Source organism: Nevskiales bacterium (assembly GCA_035574475.1).
Lineage (GTDB): Bacteria > Pseudomonadota > Gammaproteobacteria > Nevskiales > DATLYR01 > DATLYR01.
Genome location: DATLYR010000199.1, coordinates 1 through 21,496, shown reverse-complemented (window position 1 = coordinate 21,496; position 21,496 = coordinate 1). Strand labels below are relative to the sequence as shown.

Below are 21,496 nucleotides of genomic sequence, written 5' to 3'. Positions count from 1 at the left end.
GCATGCGCAGCACCGCGCGGCCTTCCTCCAGCCGCTCGAACCGGCAGCCGCCGGTGCCGGCGAAGCGCACCTTGAAGGTGAACATGAAGGTGATCGCAGGCGCGCGCAGGCTGGCGGGCAGGCCGGACACCGCGTTGACTGCGCGCGCGAGGGCGTTGGGCTTGGGCATGAAGGACTCCTTCAATACTGGATCCCCGCGTTCGCGGGGCTGACAGCTCAGCCGAGGTGGTGGATATAGGCGCCCGGCCGGTCCTGTTTGGCGAGGCGGATCATCTCGGCCGCGACCTCGCGGGTCTGCACCGGACGGTACCTGGCGAGCGGGCCGCGCAGGAACGGCGCCAGCAACGGCGCCAGTTTCTGCGCCGCGGCCTCGCCCGGCCGGTGCTCGTCGCGCGGCCCCATCAGCAGCGAGGGCCGCAGGATGTGCAGACTGGTGAACGGCAGCTGCGCGACTGCCTGCTCGACGCGCCCCTTGACGCGGCTGTAGTAGGCCAGTGCCTTCGGGCCGGCACCCACGGCCGAGATCATCAGAAAGCGCGGCACGCGCCGCGCGCTGGCCAGCTCGGCGAGCTTGAGCACGTAGTGGTAGTCCACCTTCTCGAAAGCTTCGCGGCTGCCGGCGGCGCGCAGGGTGGTGCCGAGGCAGCAGAACACCGCATCCACGCTCAGCAGCTGCGGATGTCGGCGCGAATAATCCTCGAGGTCGTCGAAGTCGGTGACGAACTCCACCAGGCGCGGGTGCTGGCGGCCGGTCGTGCGCCGTGCCACGACCTGCACCAGCGCGACATCCGGATCCTCCAGCAGCTGATCGACGAGCACGCGCCCGACGGCACCGGTGGCGCCGGCGACCAATGCGCAGAGTTTGGGCATACCCCCTCCCCTGGATATTTGTCATTCCCGCGCCAGCGGGAATCCCGTTTGCAAAGATTACTTCGGGAACTGGATTCCGGCTGCGCCCGACTGGAGCGGGCTTGGCCGGAATGACGGCACCAGAAGCTTAGCACCGCGGCGTTTGCGCTATGCTGGCCGCGGTTGCGGTACAGGATGTCGGGGAGGTCAACCGTGTCGGCGAAGAACCAGTTCGCGCTGCTCGGCCAGCGGCGCTTCGGGCCCTTCTTTCTGACCCAGTTCCTGGGCGCGTTCAACGATAACGTGTTCAAGAACGCGCTGGTGATCCTGCTCGCCTTCCAGGTCGGATCCGCGGCCGGCCTCGAGGCCAGCGTGCTGGTCAACCTCGCCGCCGGCCTGTTCATCCTGCCCTTCTTCCTGTTCTCGGCCACCTTCGGCCAGCTGGCCGACAAGTACGAAAAGTCGCGGCTGATGCGTCTGGCCAAGGCGCTGGAAATCGGCGTCATGCTGCTGGGCGTGACGGGCTTTTACCTCGACAGCCTGCCGCTGCTGTTCACGGCGCTGTTCCTGATGGGCACCCAGAGCACACTGTTCGGCCCGGCCAAGTACGGCATCCTGCCGCAACACCTGCACGAGACCGAGCTGGTCGGCGGTAACGCGCTGGTCGAGACCGGCACCTTCCTCGCCATCCTGCTCGGCACGATGGCCGGCGGCGTGCTGATCGGCCTGCAGGACATCGGCCTGCTGTCGGTATCCGCGACCGTGCTGGCGGTGGCCGTGCTCGGCTTTCTCGCCAGCCTGGGCATTCCGAAAGCGCCGGCCACCGACCCGGGTCTGAAGATCAACTGGAACCCGATCACCGAGACCTGGCGCAACATCCGCTTCACCAGCGGCAACCGCACGGTATTCCTGTCGATCCTCGGCGTGTCCTGGTTCTGGTTCTTCGGCGCGACTTACCTGACCCAGCTGCCGGTCTACACCAAGGAGAACCTCGGTGGCACGGCCGAGGTGGTCACGCTGCTGCTGACGCTGTTCTCGCTCGGCGTCGGCATCGGCTCGCTGTTGTGCGAGCGCCTGTCCGGGCACAAGGTCGAAATCGGCCTGGTGCCCTTCGGCTCGATCGGCATGACGGTATTCAGTATCGACCTGTTCTTCGCCGTGCCGGGCCAGGCCAGCGGCGCGCTGGTGGACGTCGCCGGCTTCCTGCAGAAACCGGAAGGCTGGCGGGTGATCTGGGACGTAGTGCTGCTGGGCATGTTCGGCGGCTTCTACATCGTGCCGCTGTACGCGCTGATCCAGAGCCGCAGCGAGCCCTCGCATCGTTCGCGTGTCATCGCCTGCAACAACATCCTGAATGCGGCCTTCATGGTGCTGTCGGCGGCGGTCGCCATCGGCCTGCTGAAGGCCGGCCTCAACATCCCGCAGCTGTTCCTGGTCACCGCACTGTTCAACGCCGCCGTGGCGCTGTTCATCTACAAGCTGGTGCCGGAGTTCCTGGTCCGCTTCATGATCTGGCTGCTGATGCACACGATGTATCGCCTGCGCACACGCGGGCTGGAGAAGATCCCGGACGAGGGGCCCTGCGTGCTGGTGTGCAACCATGTCAGCTACGTGGATGCGCTGATCGTCGGCGGCAGCGTGCGCCGGCCGGCGCGCTTCGTGATGTACTACAAGATCTTCAACATTCCGCTGCTGTCCTGGTTCTTCCGCACGGTCAAGGCCATCCCCATCGCCGGCATGAAGGAGAACCCGGAGATGATGGAGCAGGCCTTCGAGCGCGTGTCACAATGCCTGAAAGAGGGCGAAGTGGTGATGATCTTCCCCGAAGGCGCGCTCACCCCGGACGGCGAGATCGCGCCGTTCCGGCCCGGCATCGAGCGCATCATCCAGCGCGACCCGGTGCCGGTGATCCCGATGGCGCTGCGCGGCGTGTGGGGCAGCTTCTTCAGCCGCGCGCACGGGCCGGCGATGCTGAAGTTCCCGCGCCGCTTCTGGTCCAGGATCGAGCTGGTGGTCGGCGATCCCGTGCCCCCGGAGGCGGTCACGGCCGCCGGGCTGCAGCAGAAGGTGATGGAGTTGCGCGGAGACTGGCGATGAGCTTCGAACTGCATCCGCAGCTGGTCAGGGACTGCATCCCGCTCGGCGCCTTCCCGCTGTGCCGGCTGTTGCTGATGAACGACGCCCATTACCCGTGGTTCATCCTGGTGCCGCAGCGCGAGAACCTGCGCGAGCTGCACGAGCTCACCGAGTCCGACCTGTTCTTATACATGCACGAGTCGGGGCTGCTGGCGCGTACCCTGCAGGCGGTATTCAAACCGGACAAGCTCAACATCGCCGCGCTCGGCAATGTCGTGCCGCAGCTACACGTCCACCACATCGCGCGCTATGTCACCGATCCGGCCTGGCCGGCGCCGGTCTGGGGCCGGCTACCGGCGCTGCCTTATGCGGAGGCGCAGCTCGGCGCGCTGCGCGGCAGGATGCTGCAGGCCCTGGAGGGCACGGTGTTCCTGCCGGAATGAGGCCGCGGGTGCGCGGCGCGCAGCCTACTGTTCGCTCGGCTCCGCCGCCACCGGCGTGAGTGGCACCAGCGCCCGGCGCTTGGCGACCGCATCGGCCAGCGTGTCGAGCAGCGGCACGGTGGCATCCCAGCCGATGCAGGCGTCGGTGATGCTCTGGCCGTAGGTCAGCGGCTTTTCCGGGATCACGTCCTGGCGCCCTTCCACCAGATGGCTTTCGATCATGACGCCGAAGATCTGGCGGCTGCCGCCCGCGATCTGGCCGGCCACGTCCTGGCCGACTTCGATCTGTTTCGCGTACTGCTTGCTCGAGTTGGCGTGGCTCAGGTCCACCATCACATGGCCGCGCAGTCCGGCCTCCTCCAGCAGCTTGCAGGCCTCGGCGACGCTTTTCGCATCGTAGTTCGGACCCTGCGTGCCGCCGCGCAGGATGATGTGCGTGTCCTCGTTGCCAGCGGTCTTGAAGATCGCCGTGTGGCCGGCCTTGGTCACCGACAGGAAGCTGTGCGGGCGCGAGGCGGCGCTGACCGCGTCCACCGCGATCTTGACCGTGCCGCGCGTGCCGTTCTTGAAGCCGACCGGGCAGGACAGGCCGGAGGACAGCTCGCGGTGGCCCTGGCTTTCGGTGGTGCGCGCGCCGATCGCGCCCCAGCTGACCAGCTCGGCCAGATACTGCGGCGTGATCAGGTCGAGGAATTCCACGCCGCAGGGCACGCCCAGCTCGTTCAGGTCGAGCAGCAGCTTGCGCGCCAGGCGCAGGCCCTTGTTGATGTGATAGCTGTCGTCGAGGTCCGGGTCGTTGATCAGGCCCTTCCAGCCGACCGTGGTGCGCGGCTTCTCGAAGTACACGCGCATGACGATCAGCAGGCGGTCGGCCAGGCGCTCGCGCTGCGCCTTGAGACGGCCGGCGTACTCCAGCGCCGCCTTCGGGTCGTGGATCGAGCAGGGACCGACCACCACCAGCAGGCGGTCGTCGCGGCCGTGCAGGATGTCCTTGATCTGCCGGCGGGTGTCGAACACCGTGCGCGCCACCGTCTCGGTGAGCGGCAGTTCCTGGGCGATGCCGGCCGGCGGCGTCACCTCGACGATGCCGCGGATGCGCAGGTTGTCGGTGGGGTATTGCTCGATGGACATGGCGGGGGCCCGACCCGTATGGCCCGAAAAGGGGGCGTTATCCTAGCAGAAATATGAACTTGGGCGCGCCAATGCCGCCCCCGGCGGGATTCCGGGCGCGCCCGGCGATGCCGTCAGAATTCGTACTCGAGCTGCCAGCGCAGCACCGCGTCCGGTGAATCGTGATTTAGGCCTGCCAGCAGTGCTGCGTCGTACTTGAGCTTGTGCGTCTCGTCGAGCTTGGTGGTGCCGAAGATCGCGGGCCCCCACAGCTGCTCGCTGTGCTTCTCGAATTCGCCGAAGCCCTGCAGGCCGTAATCCAGGCCACCGCGCGTACGCTGGCGCAGCTGGGTCCGGTATTCGTATTCGGTTTCAGGGTTCCGGTTGTGGCCGGTTTCGTGCTCCGCCAGCAGGTTGAGATTCGCCGTCAGGCTGCCGAAGTCTTTCTGCAGCATCGGCCCGAACTCGACCCGGTCGGGCGCGTCATCCTCTAGGGCATGCGCATATTCCAGGAACAGCCCGAAGTCCACGAAGTATTGACCGGGCTCGGTCAGCTGGAACACGTTCTCCCATTCGATGGCCTCGACCTCGCCGCTATCGCCGCGCGGCTTTTCATACTCGACCACCAGCTCGGTAAACCACCACGGCGTGATGCCGCGGCCGATGTCCAGCACGTACGCCTGTTCGCCGTGTTCGACGTCGCCGGATTCGCGGCCATGGCTGTAAACGTAGCCACCACGCAATTCGAGTTCTGTCTCGCCGTACTCCACCTGCGGCGTATAGATCTTGTCGGCCGGACCGGCTTCCGCGCGCTGCGCCGGTATGAGCGAGGCCAGCATGGCACCGCCCAGGACGAAGACGACAGCACGTACCACGGCCGCAGGATGGCTGAACCACTTCATACAAACTCCGATGATGGTGAGGGTGAGCATATAAAACAGTAGCTGGGTACCCGACGGTCGCGCGTCATAACCGACCAATACGCGCAACAGCTCGCCCAGCCAGAAATCCGACGCCACCAGCTTCGAGCTGTCCCACAGCGGTCCACCGAGGGATGGCAGAACGTCCGCCTGGATCAGGAAGCGTGCCGCCTGCGAGGCCAGCCCCGCGGCCAGCAGCAGGATCAGCCAGCCGGTGATGCCGAAAAAATGCCGCAGCGGGATACGCAGCAGCCCCTGGTACATGACCAGGCCCGTGACCGCTCCGAGCACCAAGCCCAGTACGCCGCCGCCCAGCAGCGCGGCCGGGCGGTCGCCGCCGGCAGCAAGACCGTACATGAACAGCACCACTTCGGACCCCTCACGCAGGACAGCGAGGCCCACCACGATCGCCAGCGCATAGAACGAACGCACCCCGCGACTGACGTCACGTCCGAGCTGCGCCATGCGCTGTGCGAGCTCACGCCCGTGCCGGGCCATCCAGACGTTATGCCAGCCGAGCATGACTACCGCGGTCATCAGCACACTGGCATTGAACAGCTCCTGGCCCACGCCGTCGGCCAGCCCGGCAATCACGTCGGCAAAGGCTGCAAGCAGCAGCGCGCCGACCACGCCAGCGGCGACACCGGCCCACAGCCACAACCCGCGGCCCGGTAGACCTCGTGTGCCTGCGGCGACGATGCTCACGACGAGCGCCGCCTCCAGCACTTCGCGGTAAACGATCAGTGCGGAACCGAACATCGGCTTATTGCGCGATCAGCGTGCCTTGCGCGGTGTTCGGGTGGAATTCGCCAAAGAAGGGATAGCGACCTGGCTTGAGCGGGCCGACATAGATGGTGGCACTGCTGTTGCCCGGGATGACTTTCTCACGGTTCAGCTCGTGGCTTTCAAACTCTTCCGGACTGGCGTCCTGGTTCGTGACCACCAGCTTTACCTTCTGTCCGGCAGGGATGACCAGCGACGAAGGCTCGAAGCGGTTCTCGCGGATCACCAACGCATAACTGGGCAATTCCGCCGACTGTGCGAGCAGGGGCATGAACAAGAGAGCCATCAGGACTTTGCACCGCATGATTCCACCTCGGGCCGTGAATGAGAATTATTATCTTTGACGATATATTACGCGACGGCGCACTTGTGTGCGAGTCCGAAGAGGTGGCAGCAGGACTCAGAACAGGTTGATCAGGCCGGCCGAGAACTCCTCCGCCGTCAGCTTGGGCGCCGGCTGGTAGGGCTTGTCTTCGTTGTTCATGGCGGTGACTAGGTACTTGCCCGACGGCAGGTCATGCACCACCTCGGGGATGGTGGTCACTGTCGGCACGTGGTAGTAGGTCACCGGGTGGCCTTCCTGGAAGCGCCAGTACTCGCCGCGGCTGTCGTACAGGTCGACCAGCACGATGGCCCAGCTGTCCTCGTCCACGTAGAAGCGCCGCTTGGCGAAGGCATGGGACGCGCCCGCGCGCACCGTCGCCTCCACCACCCACACGCGGTGCAGTTCGTAGCGCGTGTGCGCCGGGTTGACGTGCTGGGCCTTGAGGATGTCGGCGTATTTCAGCCGATCGTCCGACAGGCGGTAGGCGTTGTAGGGGATGTACAGCTCGCGCTTCCCGACCAGCGCCCAGTCGTAGCGGTCCAGCGGGCCGTTGAACATGTCGATCTGGTCCACGAAGGCCAGGCCGTCGGTGCCCGGCGCGGGATCGTCGTAGCCGTACTGCGGTGCGCGGTGCGTGCGACGCTGGCCGGGGTTGTACAGCCAGGCGCGGCGCGGGTGCTGCAGCGGGTTGAGCGTGTCGTGCACCAGCACCACCGGGCCCGCCTTGCGCGAGGGCTCCAGGATCTTGGCCTGGTAATAGCCGAGCAGCGCGGCGTCCTCGGGCTTGTGCGTCAGGCTGGCGTACACGAACTTGGCGCGCTCGAGCCGGCGGTTGAGCGTGTAGCGGCCGTCCGGCTGCACGATGGCCTCGTTGTTCCAGCGCACCACGCCATCGGTGCGGTAGCGCAGCTTGTGGTTCCAGATCACCTCCGCCCCCTGCGTCGGCTGCGGGAACGGGAAGCCCAGCTCCGCGCCGCTCAGCCCGTCGCTGCCCTCCAACCGCGCACGTCCGTGGTTGGCGGCGGTGGCGCGGTAGATCGCTTCCGGGAAAGCCGCGCTGCGGTGGGTGGCGTACACCGGCATGGCGTAGCTGTCGTAGCGCTCGAACAAGCGCAGATGGCCTTCGCTCAGCTTGGCCGCGTACTCGCGATAGTTCGCACGCGTGATGACGAACAGCGGCTTTTCGTCGGGGAAGGGGTCGCGCGGTCGGTCGCCAGGCGTATGCGGCCGCGGCAGGCGGCCGGGGTGCAAGCCTCCGTCCCAGGCCGGGATACTGCCCTCGGCATTGCCGGCGCGCTCCGCGCCCACCGGGGTCAGATCGGCGGCGCCGGCCGTCGCCGCGGGCGTCATGACCAAACCCAGCGCCAGACCCAGAGGAAACAGTAACTTACTGATTTCCATGGTGAACCCAGCGTGCGCCCCGCAGGCTGACGGGTCGTTGGGGGACGCAGCCGAGTGCCATACTAACTGATTAGTAAGTCAGATACCAGAAGGTATGTAACCCTGTCCGCCCACGCAGAAGTCTGTGGTCGCTGCGACCTGCAGCGGCTAGGCTAGCGGCCACACTTCAACACCCGGATTGCAGCGCGTATGTCCGCCCGCAGCGATGATTTCAGCCGCCTGACGACGCGCATCGCCCGGCACCGGCCGCGCCGCCTGCCCGGACGGCGCTGGCTGGCGCGTGCGGTGGTGGCGGTGGTGCTGCGCGAGGATGCCCGGCTCGGCCCCTGCGTGCTCGTGATGCGGCGCGCGCAGCGCAGCGGCGACCCCTGGTCGGGGCATATGTCCTTTCCCGGCGGGCGGATCGACAAGGGCGACCGCAGTGGTTTTCACGCCGCGATCCGCGAGGCGCTGGAAGAAACCGGCCTGCAGCTGCGCGAGGACGAGTACGTCGGCCGGCTGTCGGACGTGGTCACGCGCCGGCACGAGCGGCCGGTGCCGATGCTGGTCTCGCCGTTCGTGTTCCGGCTCGCGCGCGAGCCGTCCTGGGCGCTGAACCACGAGGTCGTCGAGACGCTGTGGGTGCCGCTCGACTTCTTGGCGGACGCCGCCAACCGCAGCGAGCTGCGCTGGCGCGTAGGCCCGCTGAACTTGCGCCTGCCCGCCTATGTCTATGAAGGGCGTACGATTTGGGGGCTGACGCTGCTGATGCTGAAGGAACTGATCCGGCTGTACCGGGACACGGGAGCACGCACATGAAACTGGCCGAAGGCGAGACCTCGATCGGCTGCTATCCCGCCGCCGCGCCACGGCGTGGCGCGCAGGCCACGCTCACCAGCCGCCGTCTGGTGTGGCTGCAGGACGAGCAGGAGGAGCATTACCCGCTCGACAAGATCACCTGCGTGACCTACGGCTTCCAGCGCGCCGGCGGACGCGTGACCTGGGCCGTCATCCTGCTGCTCGCCGCGATCGCGCTCGGGGCAGGCCTCGTCTGGGCGCAGGGCAACCTGCCGGCGCTGGCGCAGTCCATGGTCGCCACCTTGGCCGACGGCGAGAATCCCGAGCGCATTGCCGCCGCGCGGCGCGCCTACCAGCAGCGCGTGGACGCGCTGATGCTGATGATCCTGCCGCTGTGGGGGCTGGCCGGCGCGCTGGCGCTGTACGCGGCCTGGCTGTTGTACACCGGCATCCGCGGCGAGACGCGTGTGCAGATCACCCTGTTCGCCGTCGTGCGTACGCTGCAGCAGCGCGGGCGCGACCCGCTGCTGCTGGAATTCGGCGAGCAGGCCGCGCGCGTCGCGGCCGGTCTCGAGGCGGACGGTGCTGCAGCCTCCGCGGCAGAGCCCGCAGACCTGCTGGACTGGGTGCCGAGCCGGCTGGTCGGTCGTTGACGCCTACTCGCGGCCGTAGCGGCGCCGGCCGCCGTAGCGGTAGAAACCCGCGGCCTCCTCGCTGCGGATGATCTCGGCCTCCTCGCCGAAGTGCTCGTCCTGCAGCTCGCGCAGGCGCTCCTCTTCCTGCGCACCTTCATAGCGCTGCTGGATGCGCGCGCGTTCGCGCATGTAGTCCTGGCCCGATTCCCAGGCCTCGTCGCGCTGCGCGTCGAGCTCGTCCCAACGCTCCAGCGCGGCCTCATCCATGCCCATCGCGCGGCGGATCTCGCGCAGCGCCACGCGGCGCTCGTCCGGCGCCAGCGCATGCAGGTCGTCCTGCACCGTATCCACCGCCAGGAAGCTGTTCATCACTTCGGTCTGACGGCTCTGCAGCAGATACTCGGCATCCTCGCCGTAGGCCGCGTGGATGGCATCGAGATAGGTCGTCATCTTCTGCTCGAGCGGCAGGTCGGGGGTGGCTTCCAGCGCGGCCAGCGCGTCACGCACCTGCTCGGCGCGGCGCTGGGCGGCGAAGATCTCCTCGGCGTCCGCGCCGAAGGCCTCCTGACGCGCCTGCCACAGGGCCTCGCGCCGCTGCTGCGCGGACATCTTCTGCAGCACGGCGCGGTTGCCGTGTAGCCAGTCGTTGTAGCGGACCAGGCGCTGGAACTTGTCGTAGAGGGCGTCGGCCAGCGCCGGGAACAGCTGCCTGAGGAAGCCGTAGACGCGATCCTGCCAGTCGTCCGGGTAGTGCGCCATGAGATAGGCGATCAGCTGCTCGACCGCCTTGATCTGCGCGTACTTGCTGTGGATGCGCGCCGCGAACTTTTCGCGCAGGCCACGAATGAAGTCCCGGTCCTCCGCCGTGAAGGCGGTCGCCGGCAATTCCTGCTTGCGTGCCGGCGGCAGCGGCGCCATCGGAACCAGCGACGGCTCTGCCGCGACCTCGCGTGCGGCCGGCTGCAGCCGCGACCAGGCCAGGTAGCCGCCGGCCAGCGCCAGCAGGCAGAGGGCGAGTACGGCAAGTAACCTGAATCGGCTCATTCGCGCTCGGTCCGGAGGCTGCACCCTGCGCGTCTTACCTTAGCGCATGCGGGCAGGGTGTCATGCCCCCACCCCTGCCCTCCGCCGCCGCCAGGGGGGAGGGAGTTGGGGGCTGAGAGCGGGGGCAAAACCTGCTGGCGACGCAGCTCAATAACCGCCGTCGGCGATGTAGTCGGTGATCGCCGCGTAGAACTCCATCTCGTCGAAGGTGTCCGGCGGCACGCCGATCACGTCCACGTGATCCTGGTTGACGACCCAGTTCTTGGAGGTCATGGCCACCGACGGCGGCGAGTTCAGGCTGCTCACATAGCCGGTGTCGGTTTTCTCGTAGATGTAATCGAGCGCGCCCCAGACTTCGTAATACTGCAGCCGGTAGCCCATCTGCTGCGAGTTGATACCGACCAGGCCATCGTCGTCGGTGTCGTTGGGGTTGCCGTTGCCGATGCCGCTGGCGCCGTCACCGTCGGCATCGTAGGTGGCGTAGCCGTCGGCGTCCGGGTTGTAGAAGTACTCGTTGACGATGTACAGCGCCGGGTTCATCGACGAGCCCTGTTGCGCGGTCAGGATGCTGCGCGGCCGCGCGATGTAGGTGGTGCTGGCCGGGTAGTTGGTGTTGAACACCTTGGTACCGGTGGTGATGCCGTCGTAAGGATCGATGTCGTCGTGGATCAGCTGCTTCAAGCCCGCGTAGGCGTCGTTGCCGGGGCCGTACACAATGTCGCCGTAGAACTCGGCCAGCGCCTCGATCACCGAGCTCACGCCGGGCCCGAGATTCCACACGTGCTTGGCAATCGGCGAGCCGCGGTGCGGCGAGGAAATGCTGATGCCGTACTTCACCACCTGGCGGCCCTTGTTGTTGTACAGCAGCTTGGCCGCCTTGCGCAGGTCGAGGCCGCCCTGCGAGTGGCCGACGATGTTGACGTTCTGCGCGCCGGTGGAGGCCATGTAGCCGAGGATGTCCTGGTACAGCTCGTAGCCACGCTGCTCGGAGGACTGGAACGGCGTCACCGACGCGACGAAGGATTTCTGGTTCCAGTCGATGTCCCAGTTCTGCCAGGGATCGAGCACGTAATAGCCGTAGTCGTCACCCCAGTAGTCATAGCCGAGGATGTCGTCGAAGCCGGCCATGCCGTGCGCGAAGACGATCGGGTACAGGGTCTTGTTGGCGATGCGCGCCTGCGCCGGCAGCGCGCAGACCAAGAGCAGCGACACGCACAGCAGTGCCTTCTTCATCGGGTTGCCCTCCACACTATATTTTGGGTCCGCCTGTGCCGGCGGTTGATTTCGTTTCGCGCGTGTTCGGCGGACACCGGGCCGCGATGTGAGCGCATTTATATCGGCAAGCGGGCCCCTTAGCCAGCAGTAAGTTGCGATGTAGGCGTGTGCCTACATCGTCCCATCGGTCGTTGGCAGGGTCGCCGCCGCGCGGTTATTCCGGATGCACTTCCTGGCTTTCGCGCCGCAGCAAATCGCGCAGCCGGCGGCGCTTGCGGATCGCCTCGGTGCGCTCGGCGGCGTCCTTGTCCGAGGGCAGCACCACGTCCGGCAGCAGCAGTACGCGCAGGATGCCGAGCAGCATGTACAGGTAGCTCAGGCTGAACACGATGCCGCAGGCCATCGTGATGATTTCGAAATTGGGGCTCAGGTACTTGATGCCCCACCAGGACATGACATCGATGATCGAGGCCGTCAGCCCGACCGGGAAGATCCACTGGTAAATCGGGATGTGGTTGAACTGCATCGAGAACGGCACGCCGATGATCAGGAACGAGGTGGTGAATCCGAACAGGTGCGCGTGGGTGAAGGCGATGAGCTTGCCCAGCGACATCTGGCGGAAGTATTCCTCGGTCGAGCCGTGCAGCTGCAGCTGGTACCAGATCTCCGAGGCGCCGAAGCAGAAGGCGATCCCGAAGAACACCACCGTCATCGCCAGGCCGCGCTTCACGCCGGTCGGATAGTGGTGCAGGTTGAGCGATTCCTCGGAGACCTTGAACGGCACCAGCCACTTGAACAGCAGCAGGATGAACACCGCGAGCCCCGTCAGCGCGATGGGACCGCCGACGGTGATCCACTTGCTCTTCTCCGGCGGCACCTCGACCACGCCTTCGCTCAGGTCGAGGCCTTCGAGCAAGTTCTCCTCCGCGGCTGGCGGCTCGGCGGCCTGCGCAATGACCACGGCTGGGATGAAAAACAAAAACAGCGCAACCAAAGCAGCCCGCATCGCTGGTGTCAGAGTGTGCCCGTCATTCCGGCGAAGGCCGGAATCCAGTGGCTTAAAGACGCTGGACACCGGCCTTCGCCAGTGTGACAAGGTAGGTATCGATCGCCTCATTCCTGCTTCAGCCGCACGTAGAGAATCGCGCCGGCCTTCTTCACCGCCGCGGTGATGGCGCCGTCCACCGACGCAGCATCCTTCGGCGCCGGCACCTGCGCGGCATTGGCGCCCTTGAAGCCGGCATAGACGCCGGACCTGGCCGCCTCCGGCACGTTCTTGGTGTTCACTGGCAGTACCTGCGTGATGACCAGCTTGGGATCGGTGACCACCAGCAGGAAGAAGGGCTTGGCCTTGTACTCGGCCGGCACGATGATCGCGGTGCCGGCGGCCTTGCCGTCCCTGATCGGCACGTAGATGGTGTTCTCGTCCTTGGCCGACACCGTCACGCCCAGCGCCTGGGCGCGCGCGATTTCCTTGGCCGTCAGCACCGCATCCAGCGGCTTGTAGCTGGTGATGCCGGGCCAGGCCTTCTGCACTTCCTTCGGGATCAGGTTGGCGGTGTCGAGCCAGTCGCCCTTGTTCTTGGGCGTGGATCTGGCCGAGCCCGGGTTGGCCTGGGCGCGGGCCTCCTCGCCGTTGGGGAAGCCGTCGCCGTCGCTGTCCTGCGCGGCGATGGCGTCGAAGGCCGCGGCGTTCATCCGCGCGTTCTTGAAGGCCTCGCCGTAGGCGTTCAGCGGCGAGCCGCCGCCGTCCTTGTGGCAGGCGTTGCAGGACGGCGCATAACCGTACTTGCCCTTGTATAGCCGCGCGAAGGCTGGCTCGGCCTGCACCTGCGCAGCCGCCAGTAACAGCGCCAGCCCGGCCCATGAATAACGATGCATCGCCCTGCCCCCTGTGCCCGCGGCCAGATGCACTCAGAATGACAAGGGAAGGCCCGGCAGGCAAGGCGGCCCGGGCCCGTTAGCGCTGGCTGGCGTACAGGTCCTGGATTTCGATTTCCGCCGCCGTGCGCTCGCTCTCGCGCAACGAGCCGGTGCGGCGCAGGGCCGCATCGCGCCGTCGCCGCGCCTCGGCGTCGAGGTTTTCCAGCTGGCAGTTCTGCACCCGCCGCCGCTCGGCCTTGAGGAAGCGCTTCTGCCGCGCGTCGGTGGCCAGGCTCTTCAGCATCAGGTCGATGCGGCGCAGGTCGGCGGCGTTGTTGCAGCCGCCACGCCGCCCTGTGCTGTGCGCTGCGCGCGGAGCGCTCTCCAGCCGCGTCTCCGCCACCGGCGCGCCGGTGTACAGATTCGGCCGGATGTCTTTCGGCTCGATGCGCTCGCCACGGCCCGGACAGGCGCGGTCGGTATACAGCGTGTGGCCGTCGGCCGCGGTGCAGCGATACAAGGTATCGGCCGCGGTGGTCTGGGCGATGAAAACAAGACACAACATCCCTGTCGTTCTGAGCATGACTTCCTCCTTGAAGTCGGTCGCAGGCCCGCTCCCAAAAGCTTACGGGGCTTATGAGAGGGGCGCCAGTAACTCTGCTCCGAAAAGCCGCGATGCTCGCTCGTCGAAGGTCACGAATGGGAGTCGTTCGGCCTCTGCGCTCAGGCCTACATGCAAGCAATCTGCAAAGTCGGCCCTGCTCTGGCGATAGAGATACAGGGCGCGCTCGATGGCAGACTCGAACTGAATTTCGAGTTCCCTGGCGTCGAGCAGAGCATCAAGCCCCTGCACCACGGCTGCCTTGGTATAGCCATAACGGGACCGCAACACCCATTCGAGCTCCAGTATGACGGTGCAGGGCACGAAAAGCGGCCGTCGCTTTGCGATCGAAGTACGGAACAGCGCCTCGACCTGATCGGACTGCGCCCCATCATCCTGGACGAGCCAGCGCACCAGGATATTGGTATCCAGCGCCGGCATCAGCGACGCCCGATATTCATCTTCTCCACCGGAAGCCGTTTCCGGGGCTTGCCGAGAGCGCCCTTCAGGTCAAGCACGGATTTCGTCTTCGCGCGCATCACCGTAGAGCCATCGCCCATCGGCGTGAACACGACGCGCTCGCCTGTCGCAAGCCCCATTGACCGCCGCACGTCGGAAGGGATCGTGATTTGGCCTTTGCTAGTGACCGTTGCCTCGGACATATGAGAACATCCTTACATTTCATGTAATTGTAAGGAGATCGTCTGTCTTTGGCAAGCCAGCTTACCTTTGGCAGTGCACCGGCAGCATGACTTCTTCCTTGGGGAAAGTGGGGTCAGAGTAAACTTTTCCAGCCAGGTCCATGGCTCCGACTACAAATGATACATCTGCACACGAGTCTACTCGGCGAGACCTTGGTCCGGCATTTCACTCAAGACCTTCTTGGCTGTGTCGTTTCCTGCTTCAGCTGTAAAAGTGGGGTCGGAGCATATATTCCTGCCGTTGCTTCTTTGATTGCCATGGTTATGGATGGCGCTTGATCGGCAATGGGCCGTCGCCACTCCGTCCATTGATTACCCCAAATGCCACGACAATAGGCAAGCCGTGCTTAAACGCAAAGTTCATTGCAAACTCGATCGCGATGGATTGGGGCATTTTCATCGCCAATCCAAGTCCGAATGCGGCAACGAACCAGCCAAGCAGCACCATCGGAATCAGGTAAACCGGTGAATCTCGTCTGCCGCCAAGAAAGCGATACGCAGGAAGAAGAACGAGGGCCGTCAGAATGTATGCTTGGATTGCCGACATCCCGTAGGTAAGCAGTACCGACCTCCACATTTGTGCCTGGTCAGTTATCGTCTTCGTAATAAATTCGTAGGCCCCGTTGAATACCACATAGAACAGCGCACCAATTGCTGGGGCCAGGAGCAATGCAAGAACGGTGCGTCTTCTCATACGACTCCCCTGTTCGGCTGCCAGAGACCTCAACCCAGTAACTTCGTAGGCGATGTATTCCGGGCCGCTGCGTGCCAACTTCCCGGAGTAAACCAGCCGCAGCCCATCAGCCAGCCCTCAAAAATCAAACAACCCCGGCACCGCTTCGAGCATGCGCGCGATGTCGTCACGGCCTTCCGCGCGCGCCTGGTCCAGCTCGCGGCGCTGCCAGGAATTAACCGGCGGCATCAGCTTGTTGGCCTTGTCGGTGCCGAGGTAGCGCTCGTAATCCAGCGCCTCGCGGATGCTGGTGGTTTCCCTGATTCTGGCCAGCACTTCTTCCTCGGTCGCGCCATTCATGAAGTCCAGCTTGGCGGACGGATTGCCGCGGTGGCAGCCGAAGCAGTAGTGCTCGTAGAGCTTGAGCACCGAGCCCTCGCGGATCGCGATCGGCTTCATGCCCTCGACCATCGGCGCGGACATCTCGGCGGTATCGAGGAAGCTGGCCTGCGGCGGGCGCGCACCCAGCGCAGCAAGCAGCGCCTGCATCGTGGCCTGGCGCTGGAACGGCGCCGGCCCGAGCACGGCGTCGAGCGCCGGCTTGTCCACCGCGGCCTGCAGGCGCGCCAGGTCGTAGCCGCTGTGTCGCTCGAGCAGGCGCTTGTCGTTGTCGCTGAACATACGCGCCAGGCCGGCGATTGCGGTCGGCGCACCGGGCTGCAGGATTTCCTTGGGCGCGCGCGGCGTGAGCGGGTCCAGTTCCCGGCGCAATGGCGGCAGCTTGTCGAAGTCGCTGAGCTTGGCATCCGCCACTTCGTCTTCGCTCCCCGCGGGCAACAAGCCAGCGAGCCACTGCCAGGGTGTGCGGCGCGGCTTGTCCACGAAGGGATTGCGATTGAGCAGGTCGCCATTGGGCAGCGCAATGCCGCCCGCCGGCCAGTGGGGCGTCTGCAGCTCCACCAGTCGCCGATAGTCCGGATCGGCGGTGTTGAACTCGGCCGGCTGCACCAGGTAGCGCAGTGCGAGCTTGAGCATCTGCCGGCGGCAGGCCGGCCCCTGCGCGGGATCGCCGCCGCAGCCATCAATCCACACGCGCTGCACCGTCGGGATGACGTTGCCGACCTCGGTCAGCTCGTCGATGGTTTCCGGTGCGCTGAGCGGGTTGACGATGGGGACGCCGTGATAGGCGTTGCCGGCCCGGGCGCCGCGCGCCTCGAGAATCGCCTGGCTGATCGCCGGCTGGCCGCTGGTTTCCTCCCAGGGCCGCACCGGGAAGATCGGCGTGGCGCCGGCGTGGCAGGTGGTGCAGATCGCGCGCTTGGCATAGACGAGGCGCGGAGAGCCGCCCTCGCGGTAGTCCTTCACCAGCTGGAACTCGAAACGGCCCGCCGCCTCGTTGTAACTGATGATCTCGATCTCGGCCGCACCCTCGACGAAACCCAGGAACAGCCGCCCGCGCAACAGCGGGCCGAGCTCGGCCTCGGATGGCGCGGGGCGCGGGTCGGCGGCGAGGATGATGCGCGGGCGCCTGAAGTCGGCCTGGCCCTTGAGCAGCGAGCGGCCGTCCGGGATCAGCACGGTGACCGGCGCACGGCCTTCGGCGTCGTAGCTGGCGATGAGCCTGACCAGTTCCTCGAAGGGATACGGCAGGCTGCCGTTCTCCGCGATGATGTGGTCGAACAGCGAGCGCGTGCCTTCCGGCGGCAGGTCAGTGGGTGGAATGGCTTTATAAGAGAGACTGTTGGGGTCGAAGCTGCTGTCGGGTTCGGTGGCGCGCTCGGTGACCGAGCGCGATTCACCACAGGCGGCGAGCGCCAGACTCAGCAGAATGCCGAAAACAGCCCTCGCCCCAACCCCCTCCCAGAGGGAGAAGGAACATTCCTTCAACCCTCCCCCTGAATGGGGGAGGGTTAGGGTGGGGGTGATTCTATTCGCCGCCGCCAATTAACACCCCCTCCCTAACCCTCCCCCATCGAGGGGGAGGGGACAAAAAATTCACATCAGCTTCAGGAATTCGGTCAGCGCCTTCTTGTCGTCCGCCGGCAGGTCCACGCCGAACTGGTGGCCCTTGTTCTCCACCAGGTCGTCGCACTTCTGGAACAGCGGGCGATGCGGGTCGGAGCTGGCGAAATAGGCCACCGGCGTGCCTTTCTTCACGGGCAGCTTGATCGGCCCCTGCATGTCCTCGCGCGGCGCAATCTTCGTATCCAGCGTAGTGCGTGCGATCTTGGGCTGACGGTGCGGCGTGACCTGCGGGTTATCGGAGGTCAAAAGTTCGGCCATGGCCAGCTCGAACTGCTTGATGCGCCCGCGCACGGTGTAGTCGATGCCGCCGTCCGGCAGATGCGTCAGCTCGCCGATCGCGTTGTTGTGCAGGAAGGGCGCGATTGCCCACAGCGACAGCAGCGATATGTTGCGCAGGTAGCCGGGCCCGCCCTCGATGCTCTTGCGGCCCAGCGTCATGCCGCCCAGCACCGGCACCATGCGGTTGAGCACGTTGGGCACCGAACCCGGGGAAGCGCGCTCCTTATACGTAATGGACGAGAACTCCTCCCAGATGTGGCCCTCGTTGTGGTTGTCGTGCATGGCGCGGCACATGTTGGTGCCGATCACGCCGAAGGGCGTGGGCTCGTCGTTGCCGAGCCAGTCCTGACCGTACTGCAGGCCGCGCTCGACGAACTGCTTGGGCAGCATCCGCCCGCTCTTCGGGTCGCGCGCCAGGAATTTCTTCTGGAACTCGGGGGAGTTGCGCTTGGCCGCGGTGAACTCGTACTGCCAGGTGTCGGGGCTGCCGAACACGTGGCCCTCGTAGAACGCAGCCAGCGCCTCCTTGTCCTCACGGATGTTGGCCGGCGGCACGAAGGACGAATGACAGCCGGCACAGTTCTTCGCGAACACGTCACGCCCGCGCGGCACCTGCGCCAGGTCTATGAACCGGCTGCCCGGCGTGCCGTCCACGTCACGCGCCTTCATGAGATCGGTCGGCCCGCCGGACAACAGGAAGAAGGCCAAGTCGCCCATCTTGGCGTCGGCGTGGTTCCAGGCCTCGCAGCTCGCCGCGCACTCCTTGATGCGGAACGGCTGCTGATGCGAACTCTTGCCGAAGAAGCTGCCGGGCACTGGGAACTTGGGCACCCAGCATTCCTCGGTGCACATGCCGATGTTGACGTACACGCGGATCAGCGCGAGGCGGTCACCGACCGAGTCCTCGCCGCCCTTCAGCACGTGCTGCGTGCGTCCTTCCTTCACCTCGCCGGTGATCGGGTGCTTCATCTTGTGCACGAACACGCGCCGGTTGACGAAGTCGGTGATGTTGTTCTGCGTACCCGGATTGTGCTGGAAGTCGCTGGCCTGCAACGAGGTGTCCACCGTGCCCACGCGCGCGGCGTTCAGTACCTGGAAGGCCGGATGATCCTGCGGAATGCCCTGGATGTATTGCAGCGGCTGGTTGGTGAACTGGTTGCCGATCAGCTCGTGGATGTTCTCCCACTTCGGGTTGTTCGGATCCTTGGGCGGGTTGGTCGGGTCGAAACCCACGTGGCACTGGGTGCAGGCGCCGCCAATCACGTAGCGCAGGTTCTTCTTGAGCTCGTCCTCGCGGTAGGGTGAAGTGCGTGGATCGAAAATGACCTTACCGCTGGCGTCCTTGAGCGGGTCGGCATAGTACTTGCGGTAGCCAAGCACGCCGGTCGAATGCGGATCCTGGCATTTGTCGTACCAGTTGGTGGAGGCGTCACCCTGCACGCAGTCCGGGTCGTTGATCATGCCCCACTTGGTATAGCGGTACGGGCGCGTGCGCGTGTCGAGCCAGGGGTACCAGATATTCTCCGCGCCCACGATGCGCGCGGTCTGGATGTACTCCTCGTCCTGGTTGCCGAAGGTGCCCTTGTGCCAGACGTCGCGGCCGCGACGGATCTTCTCGCGCAGCTCGCGCGCCAGCTTGGGATCGGTGCGCTCGATGTCCTTGAACATGGCGTTGGCCATGCGGCAGCCTTCCGCATCGTAGCCGGTGGGCTGCGGCTGGTCGCAGGGCGGCGGCACGTACTGCGGGATCGGCACGATGTCCCAGGTGATCGGGCCGCCGCGCTGGTGCGTATAGGGGCTGGTGCCATCCTTCCAGACCTTGCGCGAGGCGAGGGTGTCGTAGAAGTGTTCCTCGTACCACTGCTGCTTCGCCTTCAGCTGCGGGCTGCCGTCGTAGATGCCAGTCGGCAGCAGGCCCAGGCGCGCGAGGTCGGCCGGTGTGTTGCTGCGCAGGGTGCGGGTGTAGGGCGCGTTGCGGACCGGCACGCGCGCGGGCGCGTGGGTAGGGTCCTCCGGCGTCATCGAGGGCGGCGCGGCGAGGCTCAGCGTGGAAACCGGCAGCAGTCCCAGCAACAGGATGATTCTTTTCATGTCCCCCTCTCCCTAGAGCCCGTGGCGCGATAGGCGTCGTGGTTCGGCGCGACCTTCAAGCGCCGCGGCACGTTATTTATGCTCGCCGAAACCAGTCTAGGGGCCTTGTCCCGAGGGGGCAAGTCAACCGCGGACAGGGCATCTTTGGCTATGCTTTAGAGGGACAACGGCTGGGGGAAGCGCGCATGGACGAGGCCGACCACCGCCGTCACGCCACAGGCTGGCATGGCTTGTGGCGCGGCGAGGACTACTGGGCGATCTGGCTGGGCTTTGCGCTGATCCTGGCCGGGCTGGCGCTTTTCCTGCCGCGCCCGCCGGCCGGGCTCGACGATGTCATCGCCGAATCCAACACGATCCTCGAGCGCGAGGCCGGTCGCGCGCCCTTCCGTACCCTGGCCTGGTACGACGCCCACGACGCCAAGCGCAAGCCCGCGGCCAAGGACGAGCCCTACGCGAAAACGCTCCGGCAGTGGCTGAGCCGACCGCAGGGCTGGAAGGACAACCCACTGGAGGCCTTCGTGCTCGGCGCAGACGCGGCGGCCGCGAAGCAGGCCAAGGCACAGGCGGCGCTGGACCAGGCCCGGGCGCTCACGCTCGAGCTGCGCGGGCGCGCTGAAGTGGCGCAGGCCGCCGCGGCCGAGGCCGCCTTCGGCGATGCCGCGCTCAACGCCGCCGCCAAAGCGGCGATCGACGCCTGGCGCGCGCAGCTGCGCGAGGAAGAGGCCGCAGCAAAGAAAGCCAGGGTGAAGCCGTTCAACCAGATGGGCTACCTGTTCGGCCTGGGTGCGGGCTTCGCGCTGCTGTTCGGGCTGGCGGTGCAGGCGATGCGCGGCGAGGGGCGCGCCTTTCTCCTCGGCTTCCCGCTGGTCTGGCTGCTGGCCGTGCTGGCCTATGCCATCGCCGCGCAGAGCGAAGTCAAGGCGCTGGGGCTGGAATACGCGCTGTGGGCGATCCTGCTCGGGCTGCTGATCAGCAACACGCTCGGCACGCCGAAATGGGCCATGCCCGCGGTGCAGGTGGAGCTGTTCATCAAGACCGGGCTGGTGCTGCTCGGCTGCGAGATCCTGTTCGGCAAGATCCTCGCCATCGGCCTGCCGGGTATTTTCGTCGCCTGGGTGGTCACGCCGATCGTGCTGGTTACGACCTACTGGTTCGGGCAGCGCGTGCTGCGGATGGAATCCCGGACGCTCAACATCACCATCTCCGCCGACATGTCGGTGTGCGGCGTCTCGGCCGCGATTGCGACGGCCGCCGCCTGCCGGGCCAAGAAAGAGGAGCTCACCCTGGCGGTGGGCATCTCGATGGTGTTCACCTCGATCATGATGATCGTCATGCCCTACGTGGTCCTGGCGCTGGAGATGGACCATGTGCTGGGCGGCGCCTGGATCGGCGGTACGGTGGATTCCACCGGCGCGGTGGCCGCGGCCGCGGCCTTCCTCTCGGACAAGGCGTTGTACGTGGCCGCGACCATCAAGATGATCCAGAACATTCTGATCGGCGTGATCGCGTTCGCCGTGGCGGTGTACTGGGTGACACGCGTGGAGCGCGACCGCGGTGGCCCGCCGCCGAGCGCGATGGAGATCTGGCACCGGTTCCCGAAGTTCGTGCTCGGCTTCGTGGCCGCCTCGCTGCTGTTCTCGGGCCTGGCCCAGGCGATGGGGCCCGACCGTGCGGCGGTGATGCTC

Annotated in this window: 20 protein-coding genes; 5 read left to right on the top strand and 15 right to left on the bottom strand. The window is 66.0% G+C overall.

All coding sequences use genetic code 11. The features are described from left to right. Positions 1 to 216: 216 nt before the first annotated feature. On the bottom strand, positions 217 to 870 hold the full coding sequence (locus VNJ47_12085; GenBank protein HXG29573.1) for an NAD(P)H-binding protein: 654 nt from the start codon (positions 868 to 870) through the stop codon (positions 217 to 219). A 192-nt stretch (positions 871 to 1,062) separates the two neighbouring features. Between VNJ47_12085 and VNJ47_12080 the strand changes: the two genes are divergently transcribed. Together VNJ47_12080 and VNJ47_12075 are read left to right on the top strand one after the other, a co-directional pair. Next, the gene (locus tag VNJ47_12080; GenBank protein ID HXG29572.1) at positions 1,063 to 2,946 is read left to right on the top strand and encodes an MFS transporter; all 1,884 of its coding nucleotides are present in this window, start codon (positions 1,063 to 1,065) and stop codon (positions 2,944 to 2,946) included. Then, positions 2,943 to 3,368, top strand: coding sequence for an HIT domain-containing protein (locus tag VNJ47_12075; GenBank protein HXG29571.1), 426 nt, complete (start codon positions 2,943 to 2,945; stop codon positions 3,366 to 3,368). Before VNJ47_12080 ends, VNJ47_12075 begins: the two co-directional genes overlap by 4 nt. 24 nt (positions 3,369 to 3,392) lie before the next feature. Here VNJ47_12075 and aroG read toward each other — a convergent pair whose 3' ends face one another. The 4 genes from aroG to VNJ47_12055 all read right to left on the bottom strand — a co-directional run bounded on the left by aroG (position 3,393) and on the right by VNJ47_12055 (position 7,907). Continuing rightward, positions 3,393 to 4,499: a 3-deoxy-7-phosphoheptulonate synthase AroG gene (aroG, locus tag VNJ47_12070; protein HXG29570.1), complete on the bottom strand. Its 1,107-nt coding sequence runs from the start codon at positions 4,497 to 4,499 to the stop codon at positions 3,393 to 3,395. Positions 4,500 to 4,612: 113 nt separating this feature from the next. Further along, positions 4,613 to 6,157 (bottom strand): FTR1 family protein, encoded by a 1,545-nt coding sequence (locus VNJ47_12065; protein ID HXG29569.1) that lies wholly within the window; start codon positions 6,155 to 6,157, stop codon positions 4,613 to 4,615. A 4-nt stretch (positions 6,158 to 6,161) separates the two neighbouring features. Next, positions 6,162 to 6,485, bottom strand: a complete 324-nt coding sequence (locus VNJ47_12060) for a cupredoxin domain-containing protein (GenBank protein ID HXG29568.1) — start codon at positions 6,483 to 6,485, stop codon at positions 6,162 to 6,164. A gap of 96 nt (positions 6,486 to 6,581) precedes the next feature. After that, positions 6,582 to 7,907 carry a DUF1329 domain-containing protein gene (locus VNJ47_12055; protein ID HXG29567.1) on the bottom strand — a complete coding sequence of 442 codons (1,326 nt, stop codon included), beginning with the start codon at positions 7,905 to 7,907 and terminating at the stop codon, positions 6,582 to 6,584. A gap of 189 nt (positions 7,908 to 8,096) precedes the next feature. Here VNJ47_12055 and VNJ47_12050 point away from each other — a divergent pair, with 189 nt between their 5' ends. Next, on the top strand, positions 8,097 to 8,705 hold the full coding sequence (locus VNJ47_12050) for a CoA pyrophosphatase (protein HXG29566.1): 609 nt from the start codon (positions 8,097 to 8,099) through the stop codon (positions 8,703 to 8,705). Beyond that, on the top strand, positions 8,702 to 9,337 hold the full coding sequence (locus VNJ47_12045; GenBank protein ID HXG29565.1) for a hypothetical protein: 636 nt from the start codon (positions 8,702 to 8,704) through the stop codon (positions 9,335 to 9,337). Before VNJ47_12050 ends, VNJ47_12045 begins: the two co-directional genes overlap by 4 nt. Before the next feature lie 3 nt (positions 9,338 to 9,340). Here VNJ47_12045 and VNJ47_12040 read toward each other — a convergent pair whose 3' ends face one another. The 10 genes from VNJ47_12040 to VNJ47_11995 form a co-directional block, all read right to left on the bottom strand. Next, on the bottom strand, positions 9,341 to 10,363 hold the full coding sequence (locus VNJ47_12040) for a hypothetical protein (protein HXG29564.1): 1,023 nt from the start codon (positions 10,361 to 10,363) through the stop codon (positions 9,341 to 9,343). 147 nt (positions 10,364 to 10,510) lie between these two features. Beyond that, complete coding sequence (locus tag VNJ47_12035; protein ID HXG29563.1) at positions 10,511 to 11,596, bottom strand: hypothetical protein; 1,086 nt, start codon at positions 11,594 to 11,596, stop codon at positions 10,511 to 10,513. Between the two features lie 196 nt (positions 11,597 to 11,792). Continuing rightward, positions 11,793 to 12,557: a hypothetical protein gene (locus VNJ47_12030; protein HXG29562.1), complete on the bottom strand. Its 765-nt coding sequence runs from the start codon at positions 12,555 to 12,557 to the stop codon at positions 11,793 to 11,795. Between the two features lie 134 nt (positions 12,558 to 12,691). Next, positions 12,692 to 13,459 carry a thrombospondin type 3 repeat-containing protein gene (locus tag VNJ47_12025; protein HXG29561.1) on the bottom strand — a complete coding sequence of 256 codons (768 nt, stop codon included), beginning with the start codon at positions 13,457 to 13,459 and terminating at the stop codon, positions 12,692 to 12,694. Positions 13,460 to 13,538: 79 nt separating this feature from the next. Continuing rightward, positions 13,539 to 14,024 carry a DUF4124 domain-containing protein gene (locus VNJ47_12020; protein ID HXG29560.1) on the bottom strand — a complete coding sequence of 162 codons (486 nt, stop codon included), beginning with the start codon at positions 14,022 to 14,024 and terminating at the stop codon, positions 13,539 to 13,541. Between the two features lie 51 nt (positions 14,025 to 14,075). Then, positions 14,076 to 14,483 (bottom strand): type II toxin-antitoxin system VapC family toxin, encoded by a 408-nt coding sequence (locus tag VNJ47_12015; protein ID HXG29559.1) that lies wholly within the window; start codon positions 14,481 to 14,483, stop codon positions 14,076 to 14,078. Next, complete coding sequence (locus VNJ47_12010) at positions 14,483 to 14,704, bottom strand: AbrB/MazE/SpoVT family DNA-binding domain-containing protein (GenBank protein HXG29558.1); 222 nt, start codon at positions 14,702 to 14,704, stop codon at positions 14,483 to 14,485. The genes VNJ47_12015 and VNJ47_12010 overlap by 1 nt, the downstream gene beginning before the upstream one ends. A 301-nt stretch (positions 14,705 to 15,005) precedes the next feature. Beyond that, positions 15,006 to 15,437: a hypothetical protein gene (locus VNJ47_12005; protein ID HXG29557.1), complete on the bottom strand. Its 432-nt coding sequence runs from the start codon at positions 15,435 to 15,437 to the stop codon at positions 15,006 to 15,008. A gap of 117 nt (positions 15,438 to 15,554) precedes the next feature. Continuing rightward, the gene (locus VNJ47_12000) at positions 15,555 to 17,303 is read right to left on the bottom strand and encodes a hypothetical protein (GenBank protein ID HXG29556.1); all 1,749 of its coding nucleotides are present in this window, start codon (positions 17,301 to 17,303) and stop codon (positions 15,555 to 15,557) included. A gap of 108 nt (positions 17,304 to 17,411) precedes the next feature. Beyond that, positions 17,412 to 19,811 (bottom strand): hypothetical protein, encoded by a 2,400-nt coding sequence (locus tag VNJ47_11995; protein HXG29555.1) that lies wholly within the window; start codon positions 19,809 to 19,811, stop codon positions 17,412 to 17,414. Between the two features lie 185 nt (positions 19,812 to 19,996). On the opposite strand from VNJ47_11995, the gene VNJ47_11990 reads away from it, so the two are divergent. After that, positions 19,997 to 21,496, top strand: a 1,500-nt coding sequence (locus VNJ47_11990) for a putative sulfate exporter family transporter (GenBank protein HXG29554.1), incomplete at its 3' end; no start/stop codon positions are given.